Source organism: Dethiosulfatarculus sandiegensis (genome assembly GCF_000931935.2).
GTDB lineage: Bacteria > Desulfobacterota > Desulfarculia > Desulfarculales > Desulfarculaceae > Dethiosulfatarculus > Dethiosulfatarculus sandiegensis.
The window spans coordinates 25591-42864 of the sequence record NZ_AZAC01000003.1; the positions used below are offsets into that span (position 1 = coordinate 25591).

Here is a 17274-nt window from a genome sequence, read left to right on the forward strand (position 1 = left end):
GCCAACACGACCGGGCTTAAATGGTCTTGCCCCAAGGCAAGAGTAAAATTGGTTTCGGTTGTTCAGCCGTCCCTGAGGATATCTGAAAAATCCCCAGGGGCGGTTTAATGATAGATTGGCTCAGCCTTTTAATTTGCCTGTGGCCCTTAGGATCTTCTCCGGGGTTATGGGCAGATTCTGGCAACGGAAGCCAGTGGCCTCGTAGACTCCATGGGCAATGGCCGGAGCCGTGGGGATGGCCAGTCCTTCACCTGCCTCTTTGGCCCCAAAGGGGCCTTCAGGTTCATATACCTCTATCTCCACAGACTCGCCGGGGGGCATATCCTCGGCTGTGGCCATTTTGTAATCCAGGAAGTTTTTGTTCAGGGTGCGGCCTTTTTCCATGTAGAATTCTTCCATCAGGGCATAGCCCAGGCCCATTTGGATGGCTCCCTCCAGCTGGCCCTCCACAGCCATGCGGTTTAAAGGCACCCCGCAGTCATGGGCCGTGTACATTCTGTCCACCTTGACCAGGCCCGTATCCGGGTCTACCGAAACTTCGGCCACCTGGGCTCCAAAGGAAAAGGCCGGGCTTACCAGACCCTTGTTGCGCGGGGTGTAAAAACCCCTGGCCGTAAGGGGCTCGCCCCTGCGGCCCCTCAGGGCTTTGTAAACGCACTCGGCAAAGGTCATGCCGTTTTTGGGTTTGGCTTTTACAAACACCCGGTCCTGGTCAAAGCCGACATCGTGTATCTGGTTTAAGTCAAATTCCGAGAAAATCACCGGCTTCAGCATATCCTTGATCTTGCGGGCCGCCTCTATTACCGCATTTCCATTCATCAGGGTGACCCGGCTGCCCCAGGTGCCGAGATCAGCCTTGGGTGTGGTGGCCGTGTCCATCGCGATAAGCCGGATTTTCTCCGGGCTGATACCCAGTTCGGCGGCCAGGATCTGGCGCAGGACCGCATCGCAGCCCTGGCCTATGTCGCAGGCCATGGAGGCAAGCTGGGCAGTGCCGTCGTCAAAGACCGTCACTTCCGCGGCGGCAAAGTTGTATTTGGTGTTAAACCAGTTGAAGACCCCGCCCGAGATAAAGCTGTAGCAGCCTATACCTAGGTTTTTGTTGTTTTTCTTGCGATCATCCCATCCGCTTATCTCCCGGACTTTTTCCAGGCTTTCCTTAAATCCGCAGGAACTCACCGTGGCGACCTCGGGTATGACATCGCCTGTTTTCATTGCGTTTATCAGGCGCAGGTCAATGGGGTCCATGCCAAGTTCCTCGGCCACCATATTCATTTGGGTCTCGGCGGCAAAGGCGGCCTGGGGAGCGCCGAAACCGCGCATGGCGCTGGCCGGGGGCTTGTTGGTGTAGACGTGCCTGCCAAAATAGCGGTAGGCGGGGAAGTTATAAAGCATATTGCCAAAGGTGCCGCAAAGGAAGGTGGCTGTGGGGCCCATGGCGTTATATGCGCCGCCGTCCAAAAGCACCTGGAAGTCCTTGGCCAGGAGCTTGCCCTCCTTGCTGAAGCCGACCTTGGAATAGATGCTCATGGGATGACGCCTGCGGCCAAAGGCCAGCTCGTCTTCCCTGGTCAAGGTGAACTTGACAGGCTTGCCGGTGCGCAGGGCCATGAAGGCGGCGCAGAATTCCCAGGGGCGCAGCTCCATCTTGCCGCCAAAACCGCCGCCCACGGCGGTCTTCATAACCCGGATATTGTTCTCCGGCAGCCCCAGGGTGCTGGCCAAAAGGCACTGCACAATGTATGGGGTCTGGGTGCTGGTCCATAGGGTTATTCGGTTTCCCTCTTCAGGGGCGGCCAAGGAGGAGCAGGGCTCCAGATAGGCGTGGCTTACCGCATGGACCTTGAAGGTGTCTTCCCTGACCAGATGCGCCTTGGCAAACTGTTCCTCCAGGTCGCCGTATTCGATTTTACGCACCAAACTTACATTGCCCTCGCTGTCGTCATGGATCAGGGGCGCGCCTTCGGCAGTTGAATCCTCCACAGTGAACAGGGCGGGGAGTTCCTCGTATTCCACCTCAATAAGCTCCGCCGCTTTGCGGGCAATATCCTTGTGCGTGGCGCAGACCGCAGCCACCTCGTTCCCCACAAAACGCACCTTGTCCACGGCCAGGGGCAGCTCGTCCTGACTGGCCGGAACCAGCCGCCAGTTGCCGTATTTTATCTGGGGCGTATCTCCGCCTGTGATGACGTCCTTCACCCCGGGCAAGGCCTTGGCCTTTTCAGTATTAATGCTTTTGATGCGGGCATGGGGATAAGGGCTTCTGACCAGGGCTCCGTAAAGCATGCCGGGCAGTTTGATGTCGTCTGTGTAAATGGCCCGGCCGGTGACCTTTTCCCGAACATCCGGGCGAGGAAGGCTGGCCCCTATAATTGCAGGATTTTTCATTTTTCACCCCCTTGCGCTCTCTTCAGGCACTCAATAAGCACCCTTTGGGCCAAAACCTGCACCATCTTTCTCCTGTAGGATCCGGTTGCCCGCATGTCGTCTATGGGCCGGGCAGTGCGCACACAGGAAGCCCCGGCCCTCATTAAAAGACTCTCCTCCGGTATTTGTCCCTCCAGCATGGCTTCCGCCTCCGGGCAGCGTAAAGGAGTGGGAGCAACAGAACCCAGGGCGATGCAGGATTTAAGCACCTTGCCGTCCATATCCAGGGTAAGGCTGGCGGCCACCCCCACGGCCGCGATATCCACCTTGCTCCTGGCCGAGATGCGCATATAGGCGCTGCCCGTGCGTTGGGGCGGGGCAGGCACCCTGATAGCCTCTATCATTTCAAAGGGGTCCATGAGGTTCGCGCCCGGACCGGTGAAAAAATCCTTGAGCTCAACCTGACGCCTGCCCCCCCTTTCCACCAGGATCAGAGTGGCCCGATGGGAAAGCAGAGGCGCGGCGGTGTCACCGCTGGGCGAGGAATTGGCCAGGTTGCCGGCCACAGTGCCCATGTTTCGGATCTGCACAGTGGCCATCTTTTGGCAGGCATAGGCCAGTCCCGGGTAATACTTCTGTACATCCGGATGGTTGCCCACCTCGCTTATGCGGGAGGCCGCACCGATGATCAGGCCGTCCTCGTCCTGGTAATTAATCCGTCTTATGCCCTTTACCCGGTTTATGGAGACCAGGTGCTGGGTGTCATCCATGCCGGCCCGCAAGCGGGGAACCAGATCCGTGCCTCCGGCCAGCACCCTCACGCTGGAGCGGTGCATGCTCAATAGATCCAGGGCCTCTTCAATGGTTTTGGGCTGATGAACCGTGAAATGAGTCTGGGCCATATCAGACCTCCTTTTCTCGCCCCAGGATCTGGGCGGCGGAGGAAATGGCCTCCACGATTTTGTTGTAGCCTGTACAGCGGCAGAGGTTTCCGCTCAGGCCTTGTCTGATTTCCTCTTCGGTAGGGGCCGAATTTTGTGCCAACAGGTGCTTGCTGCTCATGATCATACCCGGGGTGCAGAAACCGCACTGAGATGCGCCTTTTTCCATGAATGCCTGTTGCAGGGGGTGTAGCTCCTCCTGGGATTTGGCCAGGCCTTCAATGGTCAAGACCTCCCTTTGGTGAGCCTCCACCGCCAGGGTGAGGCAGGAACTCACACTCACCCCGTCCATAAGAACCGTACATGCTCCGCAATCTCCCTGGTTACAGCCGATTTTGGTGCCTGTCAGGTTAAGGTCTTCCCGCAGACATTCAGCCAGGCTTTTCCAGGGCTCCACAGCCACCTCATAGTGATCGCCGTTCACTATGAGTTCTATTAATCGTTTTTGCACGTTAGGCCCCTCGTCTATGGGTTGTATATTGAAAAGATATTTTTTATTAAAAGGTTGTCCTATTAATGCAGTAAAGATAACAGGCTTGCCCAGTTCAGGTCAAGGTTATAATTTAGCCTAAATCGTTCTGTTGGCTGAACGATTTAGGCTAAAGACCTCCCCGAAAAACACTCCCCTAGACTGTAACCAGGTCATACTTGCGTGAACCCAGGCCGATTTCTTCGGCATAGGCCAGCTGAACCCGCCAGTCCACATTGGGGTAAATGGCCTTGAATTTATCGCCGCCCGGCTCTAACGCGTGTTCCAGACAGGACCCGGGCATGCCCTGGGCCTGGTTCACCAGATCAATCGAGGCCTGATCCAGGGCCACCGGGTCTGTTGAGGCTGCCAGCCCTAGGTCGGCCACCACCGGCGCATCCTGAAAGGGATTGCAATCACAACCCGGGCTGATCTGGGTGAGGAAGTTGAAGAATACGGAGCGGCCTTCTTTTCCTTTCAGAACCGCCTGGGTATAGGCAACCATGCGTCTCATGAGCTGGGGCACCTGAGCGTCCCATTGAATGGACATGGCCAGGGTGGGGCAGGTGAGAATGCAATCACCGCAGCCAATGCATTTTTCCGGATCGGCTTGAGCCAAAAGGTCGGGAGCCACTGCCTCGGCCGGAGCGGGCTGGTCCGGCTTCCTCTTGATCAGTTTGATGGCTTTTGCCGGGCAACGGCGGATACAGTCTCCACAGGCCAGGCAGCGGTCTGCCTTTACCTTGGGCGACACATTGCTGTGCTGAAAAAGTTTTCCCTGGCGGCCGGCCGCTCCCATGCCCAGGTTTTTCAAGGTCCCGCCAAAGCCGGTAAGCTCATGCCCCTTGAAATGGGCCAGGCTAACCAGGCTGTCGGCCTGGGCGATTTCGCTGCCGATCAGAGCCTCACTGCATTCGGGCAGGTCCAGGGGGATTTTTTCCACGGTCTGCCCCCTGAGGCCGTCGGCTATGATGAGTGGGGCCCCTGTCACGCTGTAGGCAAAACCATTGTGAATGGCTGTATGCAGATGGCTGACGGAGTCTGAACGGGCTCCCCGGTATAGGGTGTTACAGTCAGTCAGAAAGGGGGAAGCTCCTGCCTTTTTAGCCGCCTCCACAAAACGCCTGACATAGACCGGCCTGATAAAAGCCGTGTTGCCCAGCTCACCAAAGTGAATTTTTAGGGCGCAGAGCCCCTTGGGGCCAACCCTTTCCGGCATTTTCACTTCTTTAATCAGGGCGTCGATTTTGTTTACAAAGGATTGACGGTAATTGGCCCTTAAATCAGCAAAAAATACAGGGCTTGGCATGGGATACTCCTTTTTTGTTCGCCGGCAGCTTTTTTTAGTCAAGGTTGCCGGGGCGGGGCAGGGACGGTCCGCTTAATTATATAAACTGAAAAATTTGTATAATTTAGAATCAACCAAACTAAAAGTTTGGCAAATTCAAGAGGAAAAATCCAAGGTTGGGTTTCTCCGGCGCACTCCTTTACAGGAAAATTATTTCAAGGCTAGGTGACTGGAACCGGGAAGTCAAGCTCTCTTGTGAATTTTTGCGCTTGCCTGTGTCCCATCCGACTGGTGACAGTTAAAAGCCAGTATGAAACCCCGGCCGCGGGTCAATGTCGGCCGGGGGAGCAAAGAGTTTTATTACTTTTTTTCGCAGAAAGTGTGGCCTATTTAAATATCTCCTTGCCGGATATAGCCAGGGCCGCCCGGGCTATATTGGCTCCATGGCTCTCTGCGGCCAGAGTTTTTTCATCGGGCAGGCCGCCTTGGATGGGGGACAAATCTTCATTGTGGGCCCTTCCATAGGGACCCCATTGCAGGCCGCCTTGGGGATAGCCGGTTGAGTTTTTGGGCAGGGGGATAATAATCAACCCCAGCTCCACCAGGTTGTTCAGCATGGCAAGCATGGTCAGCTCAACTCCTCCACCTGCGTTGCCGAACCCGCTGCCGCAGGCAAACACCGCTCCCAACTTACCCACCATGCTGTCAGACATCCAAGGGCCCGAGCAGACCTGATCTATGAATTTCTTGATCCTCCAATCCATGCTGCCCATATGGACAGGACTGCCCAGGACAATGGCGTCTGCCTTCAGCAGATCTTCTTCTTTGACTTGCTCCACGCTCAAAACTCGTGCGCTCGCCTGGTTTACGGACTGTACGCCTTTTTGAATGGCTTGGGCCATCTTGCGGGTGGCTCCGTGGTCGCTGGCATAGATTACCAATACTTCAGCCATGAAGTCCTCCTGGTTTTTATGTTGTTCCATTGGTCAAGGCGCTCTTAAATTGTTAAGCGCTGTTTGTCTAACCGACATGCAAATAAATCCGGGCACTGACCCCGGACAGGGCAGGAACCAGAGGGTGTTCCCTTGTTGGCCTGCTTTAAAAAAGCATACCATAGCTTTGAAGTGAGATTATAAATAAGCTGAAAAAGGACAGGGTCCCTGATAAGGCTTTTTCTGGGAAAAGCCGTCTCAGAGACCCTGGGAGAGAGGCAGTCGGTTTAGCCTGCTTTAAAGGATTAGCCTTTATCAACAGGGAAAAAAGGAATCTAAAATTACCCCTACCAGAATACTGGGATCAGTCCCCTCCAGTTCGGCCACCACCGCACAGGGATGGTCATCCTCCGTATGAACTTTTCCGGGCTTTTGCCTGCGCATATCCAAAATAGGCAGTTCCCCAAGTCCGGGCAGATCCAAAGTGGCGCTGTCCAGGTTGTCGGGCAGGTTGGGGGGCAGGTTAACCATGTCTATGATTTTTCCCAAGCGCATGGACTGGGAACCCTGGTAGCGGTTTCCCGAGGCAGGGGAGACAGTTGCTGTCTTCCCCTGTCCGGGTGGGTGGCTGGCTCGTGTTGAATATCTAGCCATGTTAACTCTCCTGGGGCGGCAGGGGCTTTGTTTTTTTAAGGTCCTTATGCGGCCTGTTGGTTCTCTATAAAGCAAAGTACGTGCCAAAATGAATGTAAAAGAAAAAGTCATTAATAATCAATTGGTTAACAGAATGGAATCTCCTGATGATTGTAGATGATTATTCAAAAAACGGCCTTAAAGTCTGGAGTTGCCATACTCCTGTTTGCCAAAACCGGAAAAGTATTGTTTTTCTTGCTTATATTTTTCATGAGTCTTTCCCGCGCTGATTTGTTCAGGTGGTAACCACGCATTTTTATCTGTGGTTATTGGGTGTTAGTGCGATCAACCCTATGAAGGTTAAAAAAAACAGATTGAACCGGTTTTAGATGTTCAGGCGCCGGACTTAAGATCTGTAACGGCTTTTCTGGTAAACAGTCTTAAAAAGCGGAATCCGGTTTTTCAGGGCTTTGAAAAAAGGGCAAGGAGTCTGGGAGTTAATAATCAGGTTGATAGATATTCAATGTAAATATATGGAAGTATTCCCGGCAAAGCGCCTATGGTTCCGGGGCGCTCCCCAATTAAAGGGTTTGTTGTTTTCTTTTTCGAGCGGATAAGGGGCTTTGTTTGCAACATCCTGAGCCGGACAGGGCGAACCCTGTCCGGCATGTTTTTTAGAAGTCTTTAAAATCGTCGTTAAACTGGGCCGAATCATCAGGCATGGGCAAGGCTTCGGTTTTTTTAATCGGCCTTTTACCTGCTGTGGTGATTTTTTTCAAAACCCCGGATTTAATGTCAAGCGGTCTGGTTTTGGTCTTGTCCTTACCCACCAGGGAGGTGAGGTCGTGTACAAATTCTTGCATGGATTCGGCCTGGGCCGACAACTCCTCGGCCGCAGCCGCCGATTCCTCGGCATTGGCTGCATTCTGCTGAGTCACCTCGTCCATTTCGCCTGCGGCACGGTTGATCTGGTCGATACCCTGGGCCTGCTCCTTGCTGGCTGCCGAGATTTCACCGACCAGTTCGGCCACCTTGGCGCTTTGATCCTGCACTTGCTTAAAGGCTTCGTCAGTACCCTTAACCAAGGCCGCGCCCTGCTTGATATTTTTCAGGTTTTCCTCTATCAGGGCCTGGGTGTTCTTGGCCGCCTCGGCCGCCCTCATGGCCAGGGAGCGAACCTCGTCTGCAACCACGGCGAATCCGGCGCCTGCTTCACCCGCCCTGGCCGCCTCCACGGCGGCGTTTAAGGCTAGCAGGTTGGTCTGAAATGCTATTTCGTCAATTGTTTTAATAATTTTAGCGGTTTGATCACTGGCTTTGTCGATACTTTCCATGGCGCTTTTGAGCTCAGTCATGGAAATCCCCGCTTTTGTGACCACATCAGCGGCTTCTTTCATCATGCCGTCCGCCTGTTCGGCGTTATCAGCATTTTGCTTGGTCATGGAAGACATTTCTTCAAGGGAAGAGGATGTCTCCTCCAGGGATGCCGCCTGTTCGGACGCCCCCTCAGCCAGAGACTGGCTGGCATTGGTCACCTGCCCAGATGCTGCGGCAACCTGGCTGGAGCCTGCGCTTAACCCGCCTATCACCTTGTTGAGCGGTCCGGTAACGCTTCTGGTGATAAAAACCGAGAGGAAAAGACCGATAAATACGGCCAGGGCGGCAGCCACCCCCATTGACCATTGCGAGGCCTCCATCTGGTTGACCATTTTGGCCTTTTGATCCGTCCAGGCAGCGGCGCAGACCTTTTGGGCCTTCCTGGCGGCGACCAGCATGGCCTGGCCTGCCTTGGCCTGTTGGGTGTTTGTTTTACTGTATTCGGCAAAGGCGGCGGAATAGTTTTTAACCGCAGCAATGAGTTTGTCTGATTTATCCTTATTATCCTTGTTGTGGAAACGCCCTTTCAGGTCAGCAGCCAAGGTTATTATCGCCTTGACTTTTTCTTCATTTTTTTGCTGCCATTCGGCCTTGCCGCCTGAGATGATGAATTCCTTTTCGTCTTTTCTGGCCTCTAAAAACCATTTGATCATGCGGTTGGCGTCATCGGCCTTTTGCAGCTTATCCTTGACCTCTAACTCAGCCTTTTCCCTCACTTTTGCCAGTTGATTCTTTTGGTCGGTCCTGATGGCTTCCATTGCTTTCACTGTTTGGACCGCCGATTTCAGCATTGCCTCCCTGTGGGTGATATCCCGGCTGGTTAAAAAGGCCAGGGCATTGGATTCATAATCCTGATAAGTCTTTAAAACAGCATCTGCCTGTTCGATATTCAATTTATATTTGAACCTGGATTTGAGATCCTTGGTCAGGGTGAAAATCTTTTCGTTCAGCTCATGCCATTTGTTCAGGTTCTTTTCACTGGGGTCGTACATTTGTGTGATGCGAACCGATTTTGCCTCCAACAGAATTTTTATCAGCCGGTTGGCGTCATCGGCCTTGGTTATTTTGTCATTAACCGTCTCTTCAGCTTGGCTGCGGGTCTGGTTCAGTTGAGCTTTTTGGTCTTTTCCTATGTCTTCGCATTGCGCCAAGGCCGTTTGACCCGCTTTACGCATTTGGGTCATGAGTTTTTTCTGTTCGGCATCAAGTTTCACATAGTCTTCAAAAGACTTCAGGTAGCTGTTGCCCTGGCTCGTGACCTCATCCATCTGGTCTTTATTTATTTTTTGACTGAATTCTTCCTTGGTCAGGGCCGCCTGCTGTTTTAAATCGCTAATGCTTTTTTTTACACCGGTTATGCTGGCCTGATCAGTGCGTATAATATAGTTTTTTTCTTGTTGTCTGGCGGTGAGAATATTCTTAACCAGACTGTTTACATCATCAGTCTTTCCCACCCTACTGTTGACTGCCGTAAGGCCGTTAAAGCCAAAGTAAACGGCCACGCAGGCCAGGACCAACACCGCCATGAACCCACCATACATCTTGCTGGATAATTTTAATTTCTTAAACATGGAAACCCTCTCGGATTATGGTTTTAGTATCGCCTTTACAAGGCCTTTACGCAAGGGGGCCCAAAGGTAGTGGCAAGGCGGTGGAGGCCGGTAAATATTGAAGCCAGGTTTCAAATGAGGCTCTGCATTGTTTGCGATTTTTCAGGCTGTTTTAAAGCAAGCCTTGTGCCATAACCCTGTTGTTTATGGCTGTTTGCACCCGTAGGTTGCTACAGGGGATTCCTCTGGGTGCTTTTTGTTGGTTTCAGGGAAAGACAGATGAGGCAGTGAAAAAGTGATTTGCATGTATCATCTTAATATTAATTGTTTTTTTGAATGGTTCGGTTTTGGCAGGGACAGGGACAAGCAAAACCTGATAAGGAAATCCGCCCTTAAGTTCTTCGGGGCGGGATTGGGTGTTTGGCTTTTTTAATTTTATCTGCGGAAAGAAAGCTAAAGAAAGTCCGTCTGAGCCGAACTGATTATTCGGCTCAGACGGACGGGGCGTTTACCCGGTCTACTTTAATCAGGTGGGTTGGGCGGCTTTTCGGCCCATTATAAGTGCCGCCAGGCCACTGATCATAAAGACCATGGCTGAGCCCAAATGACAAAAATCAAGAATAACCAGAATATTGGGTGGGATATAAGCTCCGGTGTTGACAATAGCCTTGCATGCGCCGCTTATTGTCAGCACCAATAATAAAAACCAGCCAAACTTGGTTTTCGGACCCCATTTGAAGGTGGCGCGCACCTTGGCTGCCAAGGAAACGCGCCAAGCCAGTAAAAACAAAAGTACAACGGCTGCCAGGTAGTGCAGGTCACTTAAGATGTAAAAATCCTGGCTCCATCCCATAAGTGGCAGATCGGAAAAATAGTATCTTTTCAGGATAGGCATCTGGCCAAAGCCGCTGAAAAGGGCCAAGAACACAGCCAGGCCATATGCCCAGGATAATGCCTTGCCACCGGGATTTTTCAATACGGCTTTCATGATTGCCCTCCCTGGCTCTCTGTGGTGCGGGATGAATCCGGGTCTGGCTTTGGCTTGTCTGCAGTTTTGGCAAAGATTTTATTAAAACCTGCGGCCAGGCCGGCAACCGGGGCCAAGAGCAGGGCCCAACCCAGGTTTTCCGGGTTTTCCATGCTGTTTTCCACCCGCTTCATATGGGGTCTGCCGAGATTGCCTTTTGGGATCCTTTTCCCGGCCTTTTTGGCCTTGGCCTTAATTTTGGAATTGGTCTTTTCATGCTGGGCCATCAAGGCCTGATTTACCTTGTCAAAGGGAATGGGAGAGACATAAATCGTGCCGGTGCCGCCGTTTTCTGCCATTCCATAGACGTATTCCCGCCATTTGGAGCTTGAGGCTCCGTCTGCCTTGGCCTTTTTCATGGCCAGATCCTTGGCCTGGGCCAGTATCTGCTCTCTGGTCCCGATGCTCTGGACCTCCTCCGGGCAAACTTCAACACAACGCGGTTTTTCTCCCTTTTCGACCAAAGGCAGGCAACGGTGGCATTTGAACATAGCCCCATTGCCGGCAAATCTGGGCATGAGGTCCAGATAAAGCCCCACCCCGGATTGGCGTTGGGGAATATGCCAGGGACACACTTTCTTGCATTTGGAGCCGCCCAGGCAAAGGTCCTTGTCAATATGCACAATACCCGATTTTTCCACCCTGCCTGCACCAAAGGGGCATAGGTTGGTGCAGGGTGGATTCAGGCAATGCATACATCGGCGGGGAACGTTCAGCTCCATGACTTCGCCTTTGTGTTCAATCTCCAAAAATTCAATATAAAGAAAATTGTAGGGAGTGAGCCTGTCCCGGACATCTTTTTTATTGGACCAGTCTTCGATCGGCACCCTCTCTGGAAAAGGTTTGGGCATTGGTTTCACCGGGTCGGGCACGGAAGATTGCCACTCTTCCCGGCATGCATAGACGCACTCCTCGCAGCCTACGCATTTTTCCAGGTCGAAAAGGGTGCAGAGCTCAGTCCCGTCAGCCGCCTGCACTGCCTGAGGCATGGCCACAGTTGATGCCGCGGCTGTGGCCGCCGCAGCCACCCCACCTTTGAGAAAAGAGCGGCGTGAGATGGATTTGGGCATAACTTTCACTCCTTTATTGTGATTGCCCGCCGGAGGTTTCGGCCCGTTACTCTCCGACTGTTTCCGATGCAATGATTATGAGATGCAAATAAAGTTCTATTTCAATGCTATGTATTTAATTCTTAATAAGCAACGCCTTGGTACAAAACAGATGTTCTTGGAATAAATGCAAACACTGGGCCAGTTGCATGGGGGAGGAGAAAAAATGGTTTTACAGGCGCCCAATAAGATATGCAGGATTGCAAACTTTTTGATAACCAATTGTTTTTATATGTTTTTTATGCCTAAGTTCAGCTGAGAGGCAAGAGTTTCGTCAAGAGCTGGTCGGGGGTGCTGCCTGGTTTAAAGCTGTGAGAGGGCTGAATAGTGTTAAATAGTTAACATTAGTTAATAGTGATAAGTTAACATGGATTAGTTAACACTTTGTCTTGTAATTAACTACCGATGAGGCAGGTAAAAAATTAGTCCAAGCTGTTTTTCCTGCTCGGACTGGCGGATCAGCCGAATAATGCTTAAAATTGAAAAAAGAGAAAGACTATATAACAGAGTTGCCTGACCCAAACTATCGTGATAGCTTGTCGATAAAATTTTGAAGGAGAAATAAATTGAAGCCTGCCCTTCATGAAGAAGAAAAAAGGCAGTTTGAACGGCTGCTTGGGCAGTTGCATATTGGATGCATATCCGATCGCATGGCTGTATTGGATTCCTTTTTAGATTCCGAAGAACACCATACAGCCAGAGGCTGGCAGAAGCTGATCAAGCAAAACGGCAGCGACCTGGATTTGGATTTTGTGACTCAAACCCTTGAATTGCTGAAGCGCCTGGGTTTGGCCACCCGCCGAGAATTTGAAGGGGAAGAACCCCGATACGAACACCGGCATCTTGATGAGCATCATGACCACCTGATTTGCACCAAATGCGGCTCCATAACCGAGTTCCATCGTCCCGAGCTGGAAGCTTTACAGGACAGGGTTGCCAGGGAGAACGGTTTCCATTGCCTGCGCCACAAGTTGCAGATTTATGGAATCTGCGACAAATGCATGGCCGAAAGAGAACCCTCCATGCCTCTCAGCATGGCATCTCCTGGTGAGCGCGTGCGCATAGAGCGCATAGTGGGAGGCGACATGGCCAGTCGTCATCTCTCTGATCTGGGGCTTTCCGCGGGCAGTGAGGTGGAAGTCATAAGCGCCAATGGAGGCCCCATGGTGGTGGCGGTCAAGGGCGTCCGGGTTGCCTTGGGAAGAGGTGTAGCTCACAAGGTTCAGATAACGCCTGTGCCTCTGGAAAAATCCGAGTAGAAATTAATAGATAAAGAGCCACAAGCTAAGCCGCAGGCCCCTTGGCTTGCGGCTTGAATTTTTGCTTGATTCCCGCCGTCTTAGAAACCGCGGATCAAGTGATTCTTCCCAGGGCCTGAAGGGCTTTTAAGCCTCTCATATCCCTTATTTACCGTTTATATTTTTTAAATGCGATATAGATCGTGATTCGGAAAGGCCTTTTTCAGTCAGTCTTGGCTTGAGAGGGTTTTGATCTCTTTTATGAGTCTGTCCATGCTCACCGGTTTGGTCAGATACCGGTCAACCCCGGCCTGACGGCCCGTATCTTTGTCATGGGGGGCGGATTCAGTGGAAAGGGCGATGATTAAAAGTCCCTTGTAGCGGGTTAAAGAGCGCACTGTGCGGATAAGGGTCAAGCCGTCCATCTTGGGCATGTTGATATCTGTGATGAGGATATCGTATTGGGTCCCTCCCATCATGGAGAGGGCTTCCAGCCCGTCGCCAGCTGTATTCACCGCATAGCCGTTTTGACTCAGCCCCATGGTCAGAATTTTAAGAACTGTCGGCGAGTCATCCACTAACAGGATTTTTTGAGGCATCTTCCCCTTCAGGTGTAGCTTTTAGTGCAAGATTTTTATTTTGGATCGGTTTAACCGGTGATGCCGCGTGGTTAAGGGATTATCAGTCCCCCCCCAGGTGCCGATTAGCCAACATAAGTCACCTGGATCGACTCTTAATAATTATCATGCCCAGTTTGGTATTTTCAAGTAGTTTGCCTTCAAAGATTCTGGCTTGGAGGGGTATTTCGTTAAATCCGGCGTTTAAGTTTCAGCTCCAATCGCCTTCCAATTGTAAAAGCGCGGCCACTGCCGCTGACCTGACCTGGGGTTCTTCATCTTCCAAAAGCTGCACCAGCGCAGAGGAAGCCTCTTTAAGGCCCATGCCTCCAAGCGCCTTGGCAGAGTTAGACTTTATCTCCGGCTCCGGATTTTCCAAAAGTTTCATCAGGGCTTCTGCCGCCTGTAGGTCTTTGAAGCGACTGAGGTTTTGTATGGCCTCCAGGCGTACGGCCATACTTTGGTCACAAAGGGCCTGGATCAGGTGTTTCTTGGCGTAAGGATGGATTTTTTCGCCCAGGCCCTGCACCAGGGTCAGGCGCACTCCCGTATCAGGGTCGGAGAGCATATTGGCCAGGCCTGCAACCTGGTCTATTTGCCCGGTCGCAAATAAGGCGGAAATGGCAGCCCTGCGCACCTCGGGCGTTTTGTCGTTCAGAAGGTTTTCCAGCCGGGCTGTTGCACCCACTGCCCCGATCCGGCCCAGACCGCGGGTGCAGATCTCCCTTTTTTTAGGGCTGGGGTCGCTTAGGCCCGATAAGAAAATTTCCGAAACTTGGCTGTAATCGATCGCCAGTAAAGATTCCAGAGCCTGCCAGCGCAGTCTTCGTAAAGGGTGCCCCAAAAGCCGGGCCAGGGGATCTGCGGCTTTTTTATCTTTCAGGCGGCCCAGGGCCTTGGTGGCTTCCAGAATGACCTTGGGGGACGGATCTTCCAGAAGCATGAGAAGACTGTCAAGAGCCTCTTTATACCCCATTTCCCCTAAAACAAAAGCTGTAAGGCTCCGGACATCTTCTTCGGTATGGGTAAGGGAGTTCAGCAATACCGGCAGGCTTTTTTTGTGGCCGATTTTCCCCAAGGCCGAAATGGCAGTTTTCGCCACCTGGGAATCAGGGTCGTTGGCCGCATCATACAAAAGATCGGGTTTGTCCATGGCCACCAGGGCCATTTGGGCTAGCTCCTGAATTTCCGGAGTATGGATCAGCCTCAGCATTTCTAAAATCGCTTTAACGGCCTTGGGCTCCTTGATAATGGCCAGGCCTAAAAGCGCATCCGAGACTACCTGTTTGGACGGGTCTCCCAGGGCCTGGATAAGACCATCGACCACCCTTGACTTAAGATCGGGTTTCATGGCCCCCAACTGGTCCAGGGGGGCGGTCTTGATCAAAGCGCCCAAAAGCCTGCTCAGTAAAGGGCCCTTGGCGTCTTTCATGGCATTCAGGAGCGGGGTGAGGGCCTTGGGACTGGCAAAACGGCCCAGTGACTCGGCAATATGGGCCTTGATTAAATCTGATCCGGTCTCAAGTCCTGTAAGCAGGGGCTCCACTGCCTGGGGATCGCCAATATGGGCCAGGGCTTCGACAGCGGCGAAGCTCACCCATTCTTCGTCCTGCAGAAGTTCTATCAGGCGGGGAACCGCGAGAGGTTCTCTTTGATGACCCAGGCTTAAAGCCGCCGCTGCCCTGATGTTGGGGTCCGGATCCGCTAAGGCATTGATAAGAGCCCTGGTGACAACGCTTGAAGGCCAGTTTTCCAGAATCTCCACCGCGAAAAGGCGTATGTCCGGGTCCTTTTCGGCCAAAAGGTCCAAGACCATATCAGTGGCCTCGCCGCCCAGACGGGCCAGGAGGCTGCGGGACGTATTACGCAACCCCACATCCTCCACGCTCAAAAGGGGAATCAGCCTGGAGGCCACTTCGCGCATAGGCAGCCCCAAAAGGGCCTGTTCGGCCGCCTCTTTGACTGAATGGTCCTGATCCGAGAGACAATCAATCAGCCAAGGTAAATGCTTTATGCTTTCCAACTCACCTAGGGAGCGAACCGCGTGGCGCCTTATCTGGGGGTCTGTGTCTGCAAGTAGGGCGAGCAGGCTTTGTACCATTTTTCCATTCCAGGTTTTAAGGGGCTCTAAGCAAACAGTCTCCGCTATGGAGGGAGTCTGCTTCTTTATCCGGCCGCACCTGTACTTTTAAAGTAATTATTCTTCAAAACGCCGGAGTAAAAGTCTTTAAATCGTACCGAGCCGGACTGGACACTTTATTTGACAAACGGATTTCCTATCCCTGTCTGGGAAGGCCAATGGCAAAAACACACGGCTCATTACCTTGGTGCTTAATAATGCCGCCCCATTTTTCCAGAGCCTTGCGGGCCAGAAAAAGACCCAGGCCGGGATGTTCTGCGTCCTTGGTTGTCACAAAGGGGTCAAAAATAGAGTCCCCTAAATCGGGATTTGGCCCCGGACCGTGGTCTTCGATAAGTATCCACACCATTTCCCCCTGGTCGGCGAGGTTGATCCTTAATAGGTTCTCTCCAGACTCTTTAAGGGATTCCAAAGCGTTGGCCAAAAGGGCGTTAAATGCCAGGGCCACATCCATGTAAGGGGCCTTGGTTCTGGTGTCCAAGTAGGGCAGGTCTGTTTCAACCCGGGCCTCGTGTTTGAAGAACATATCCCCCGGCCAAAAGGCAAGCTGCTCCTCAATCAAGGTGCTCAGCTCCAACTCTCTGATTTCATCGTCACAGTCCTGGGAGCTGCGTCCTGCCAACAGCTGAAGCTCTTCGGTGAGTTTGGTCACCCCCGCCTGTACTGAATCCATGGTGGAAGCGGCCTCTTGAATTTGGTCCTGGCTGAGATGCAGCTCTATGAGATCCAGGGGTAGCCGGACCTGTTGAATCACCCCTGACAGGTTGTGGACAACGCCTTTTAAAAGCCTTGAAACCATTGCCCGGCGCTCTGCCTGTAAAAAGGCCTCCAGTATCTTTGGGTTAATTTCTGTTTTTGAACTCATCTGTCGGCCTCCCCGGCACGGCGTGCTAGTTCACGCCTTTGTTGGCGGAAAGTATAGTGTATCAGCCTTTCTCTGTCGGTCTCAGAGATCTGACTGAATTGTACGGCTGCGCAGGGATGTTTTTCCAGAGCATCTTTTTGAGTACGCAAAACCTGGCCCCTGGCATATACCGGCCTGCCCGGTGCGTCGGGCAGGGTGATTGCGAGAATCAGTTCTTTTTCCGGTTCAAGACCGGGCCCTTTTTCCAGGCTTACACCTGAGCCGGATATGTCAAAGGAAAAAACCTGGTGTGGTAAAAGTTTTTTGATTTCCTGGGTCCTCAGGCGGTGCAGGATAAGATCGAGTTTAAAATCAAGCCAGCGGGCTACATCAATAAAGGGCTTGAGGCTTTCGGGATGCGCCCCTTCGTCCATGATGGTCTTGGCCCTGTGTTCAATATCGGATTGAATGTTCCAGACCTGCTCATCAAGCATCATGGCCTCCGCCGCCTGGCTGGTGTAAGGGCCATACTGCACACTGAGCCTGGCTTTGGTGCGGAAATATTCTCTTGTGTTCGGCTCGTCAGGATTCATGACGCACCTCTGAATTAATTAAAAAAAATGTCCCGTTGTCTTGGCCCGGGCTTTATAGGCCTTGTATTTAAAAACATAGAATAAAGCCGGCTTCAGAAAAAACCGTCAATCCGGCCTGTCCTTTTTAGACCAGGAACCCCGTGCGCCCG

The 17274-nt window shown here is 52.4% G+C and carries 14 protein-coding genes; 1 reads left to right on the top strand and 13 read right to left on the bottom strand.

Translation table 11 applies throughout. The features are described 5' to 3' along the window. Window positions 1-120 precede the first annotated feature (120 nt). The 9 genes from X474_RS03090 to X474_RS03130 form a co-directional block, all read right to left on the bottom strand. Window positions 121-2388 (bottom strand): xanthine dehydrogenase family protein molybdopterin-binding subunit, encoded by a 2268-nt coding sequence (locus X474_RS03090; RefSeq protein ID WP_044346694.1) that lies wholly within the window; start codon window positions 2386-2388, stop codon window positions 121-123. Continuing rightward, on the bottom strand, window positions 2385-3269 hold the full coding sequence (locus X474_RS03095; protein WP_044346696.1) for an FAD binding domain-containing protein: 885 nt from the start codon (window positions 3267-3269) through the stop codon (window positions 2385-2387). Before X474_RS03095 ends, X474_RS03090 begins: the two co-directional genes overlap by 4 nt. A 1-nt stretch (window position 3270) precedes the next feature. Continuing rightward, on the bottom strand, window positions 3271-3759 hold the full coding sequence (locus X474_RS03100; protein WP_052514792.1) for a (2Fe-2S)-binding protein: 489 nt from the start codon (window positions 3757-3759) through the stop codon (window positions 3271-3273). Window positions 3760-3934: 175 nt separating this feature from the next. Beyond that, the gene (locus tag X474_RS03105) at window positions 3935-5086 is read right to left on the bottom strand and encodes a DUF362 domain-containing protein (protein ID WP_044346699.1); all 1152 of its coding nucleotides are present in this window, start codon (window positions 5084-5086) and stop codon (window positions 3935-3937) included. Between the two features lie 365 nt (window positions 5087-5451). Then, window positions 5452-6018, bottom strand: coding sequence for a flavodoxin family protein (locus tag X474_RS03110; RefSeq protein WP_044346905.1), 567 nt, complete (start codon window positions 6016-6018; stop codon window positions 5452-5454). Window positions 6019-6312: 294 nt separating this feature from the next. After that, window positions 6313-6651 carry a hypothetical protein gene (locus X474_RS03115; RefSeq protein WP_156360593.1) on the bottom strand — a complete coding sequence of 113 codons (339 nt, stop codon included), beginning with the start codon at window positions 6649-6651 and terminating at the stop codon, window positions 6313-6315. Between the two features lie 653 nt (window positions 6652-7304). Continuing rightward, the gene (locus tag X474_RS03120; RefSeq protein WP_052514793.1) at window positions 7305-9578 is read right to left on the bottom strand and encodes a methyl-accepting chemotaxis protein; all 2274 of its coding nucleotides are present in this window, start codon (window positions 9576-9578) and stop codon (window positions 7305-7307) included. A gap of 505 nt (window positions 9579-10083) precedes the next feature. After that, window positions 10084-10545 carry a hypothetical protein gene (locus X474_RS03125; RefSeq protein ID WP_044346703.1) on the bottom strand — a complete coding sequence of 154 codons (462 nt, stop codon included), beginning with the start codon at window positions 10543-10545 and terminating at the stop codon, window positions 10084-10086. Continuing rightward, on the bottom strand, window positions 10542-11654 hold the full coding sequence (locus X474_RS03130) for a 4Fe-4S dicluster domain-containing protein (protein WP_044346704.1): 1113 nt from the start codon (window positions 11652-11654) through the stop codon (window positions 10542-10544). The genes X474_RS03125 and X474_RS03130 overlap by 4 nt, the downstream gene beginning before the upstream one ends. Window positions 11655-12259: 605 nt before the next feature. Between X474_RS03130 and X474_RS03135 the strand changes: the two genes are divergently transcribed. Next, window positions 12260-12952, top strand: a complete 693-nt coding sequence (locus X474_RS03135) for a transcriptional repressor (RefSeq protein ID WP_044346705.1) — start codon at window positions 12260-12262, stop codon at window positions 12950-12952. Between the two features lie 206 nt (window positions 12953-13158). Here the strand turns inward: X474_RS03135 and X474_RS03140 are convergent, their stop codons facing one another. From X474_RS03140 to X474_RS03155, 4 genes are all read right to left on the bottom strand, one after another. Then, on the bottom strand, window positions 13159-13530 hold the full coding sequence (locus tag X474_RS03140; RefSeq protein WP_044346706.1) for a response regulator: 372 nt from the start codon (window positions 13528-13530) through the stop codon (window positions 13159-13161). A gap of 229 nt (window positions 13531-13759) precedes the next feature. Beyond that, entirely contained in the window at window positions 13760-15649 is a 1890-nt protein-coding gene (locus X474_RS03145) for a HEAT repeat domain-containing protein (protein ID WP_044346708.1), read from the bottom strand. A gap of 175 nt (window positions 15650-15824) precedes the next feature. Further along, a complete protein-coding gene (locus X474_RS03150; RefSeq protein WP_044346710.1) occupies window positions 15825-16553 on the bottom strand; it encodes an ATP-binding protein in 729 nt (242 codons plus the stop codon). Beyond that, entirely contained in the window at window positions 16550-17125 is a 576-nt protein-coding gene (locus tag X474_RS03155; RefSeq protein WP_044346712.1) for a PilZ domain-containing protein, read from the bottom strand. The genes X474_RS03150 and X474_RS03155 overlap by 4 nt, the downstream gene beginning before the upstream one ends. Window positions 17126-17274 lie beyond the last annotated feature (149 nt).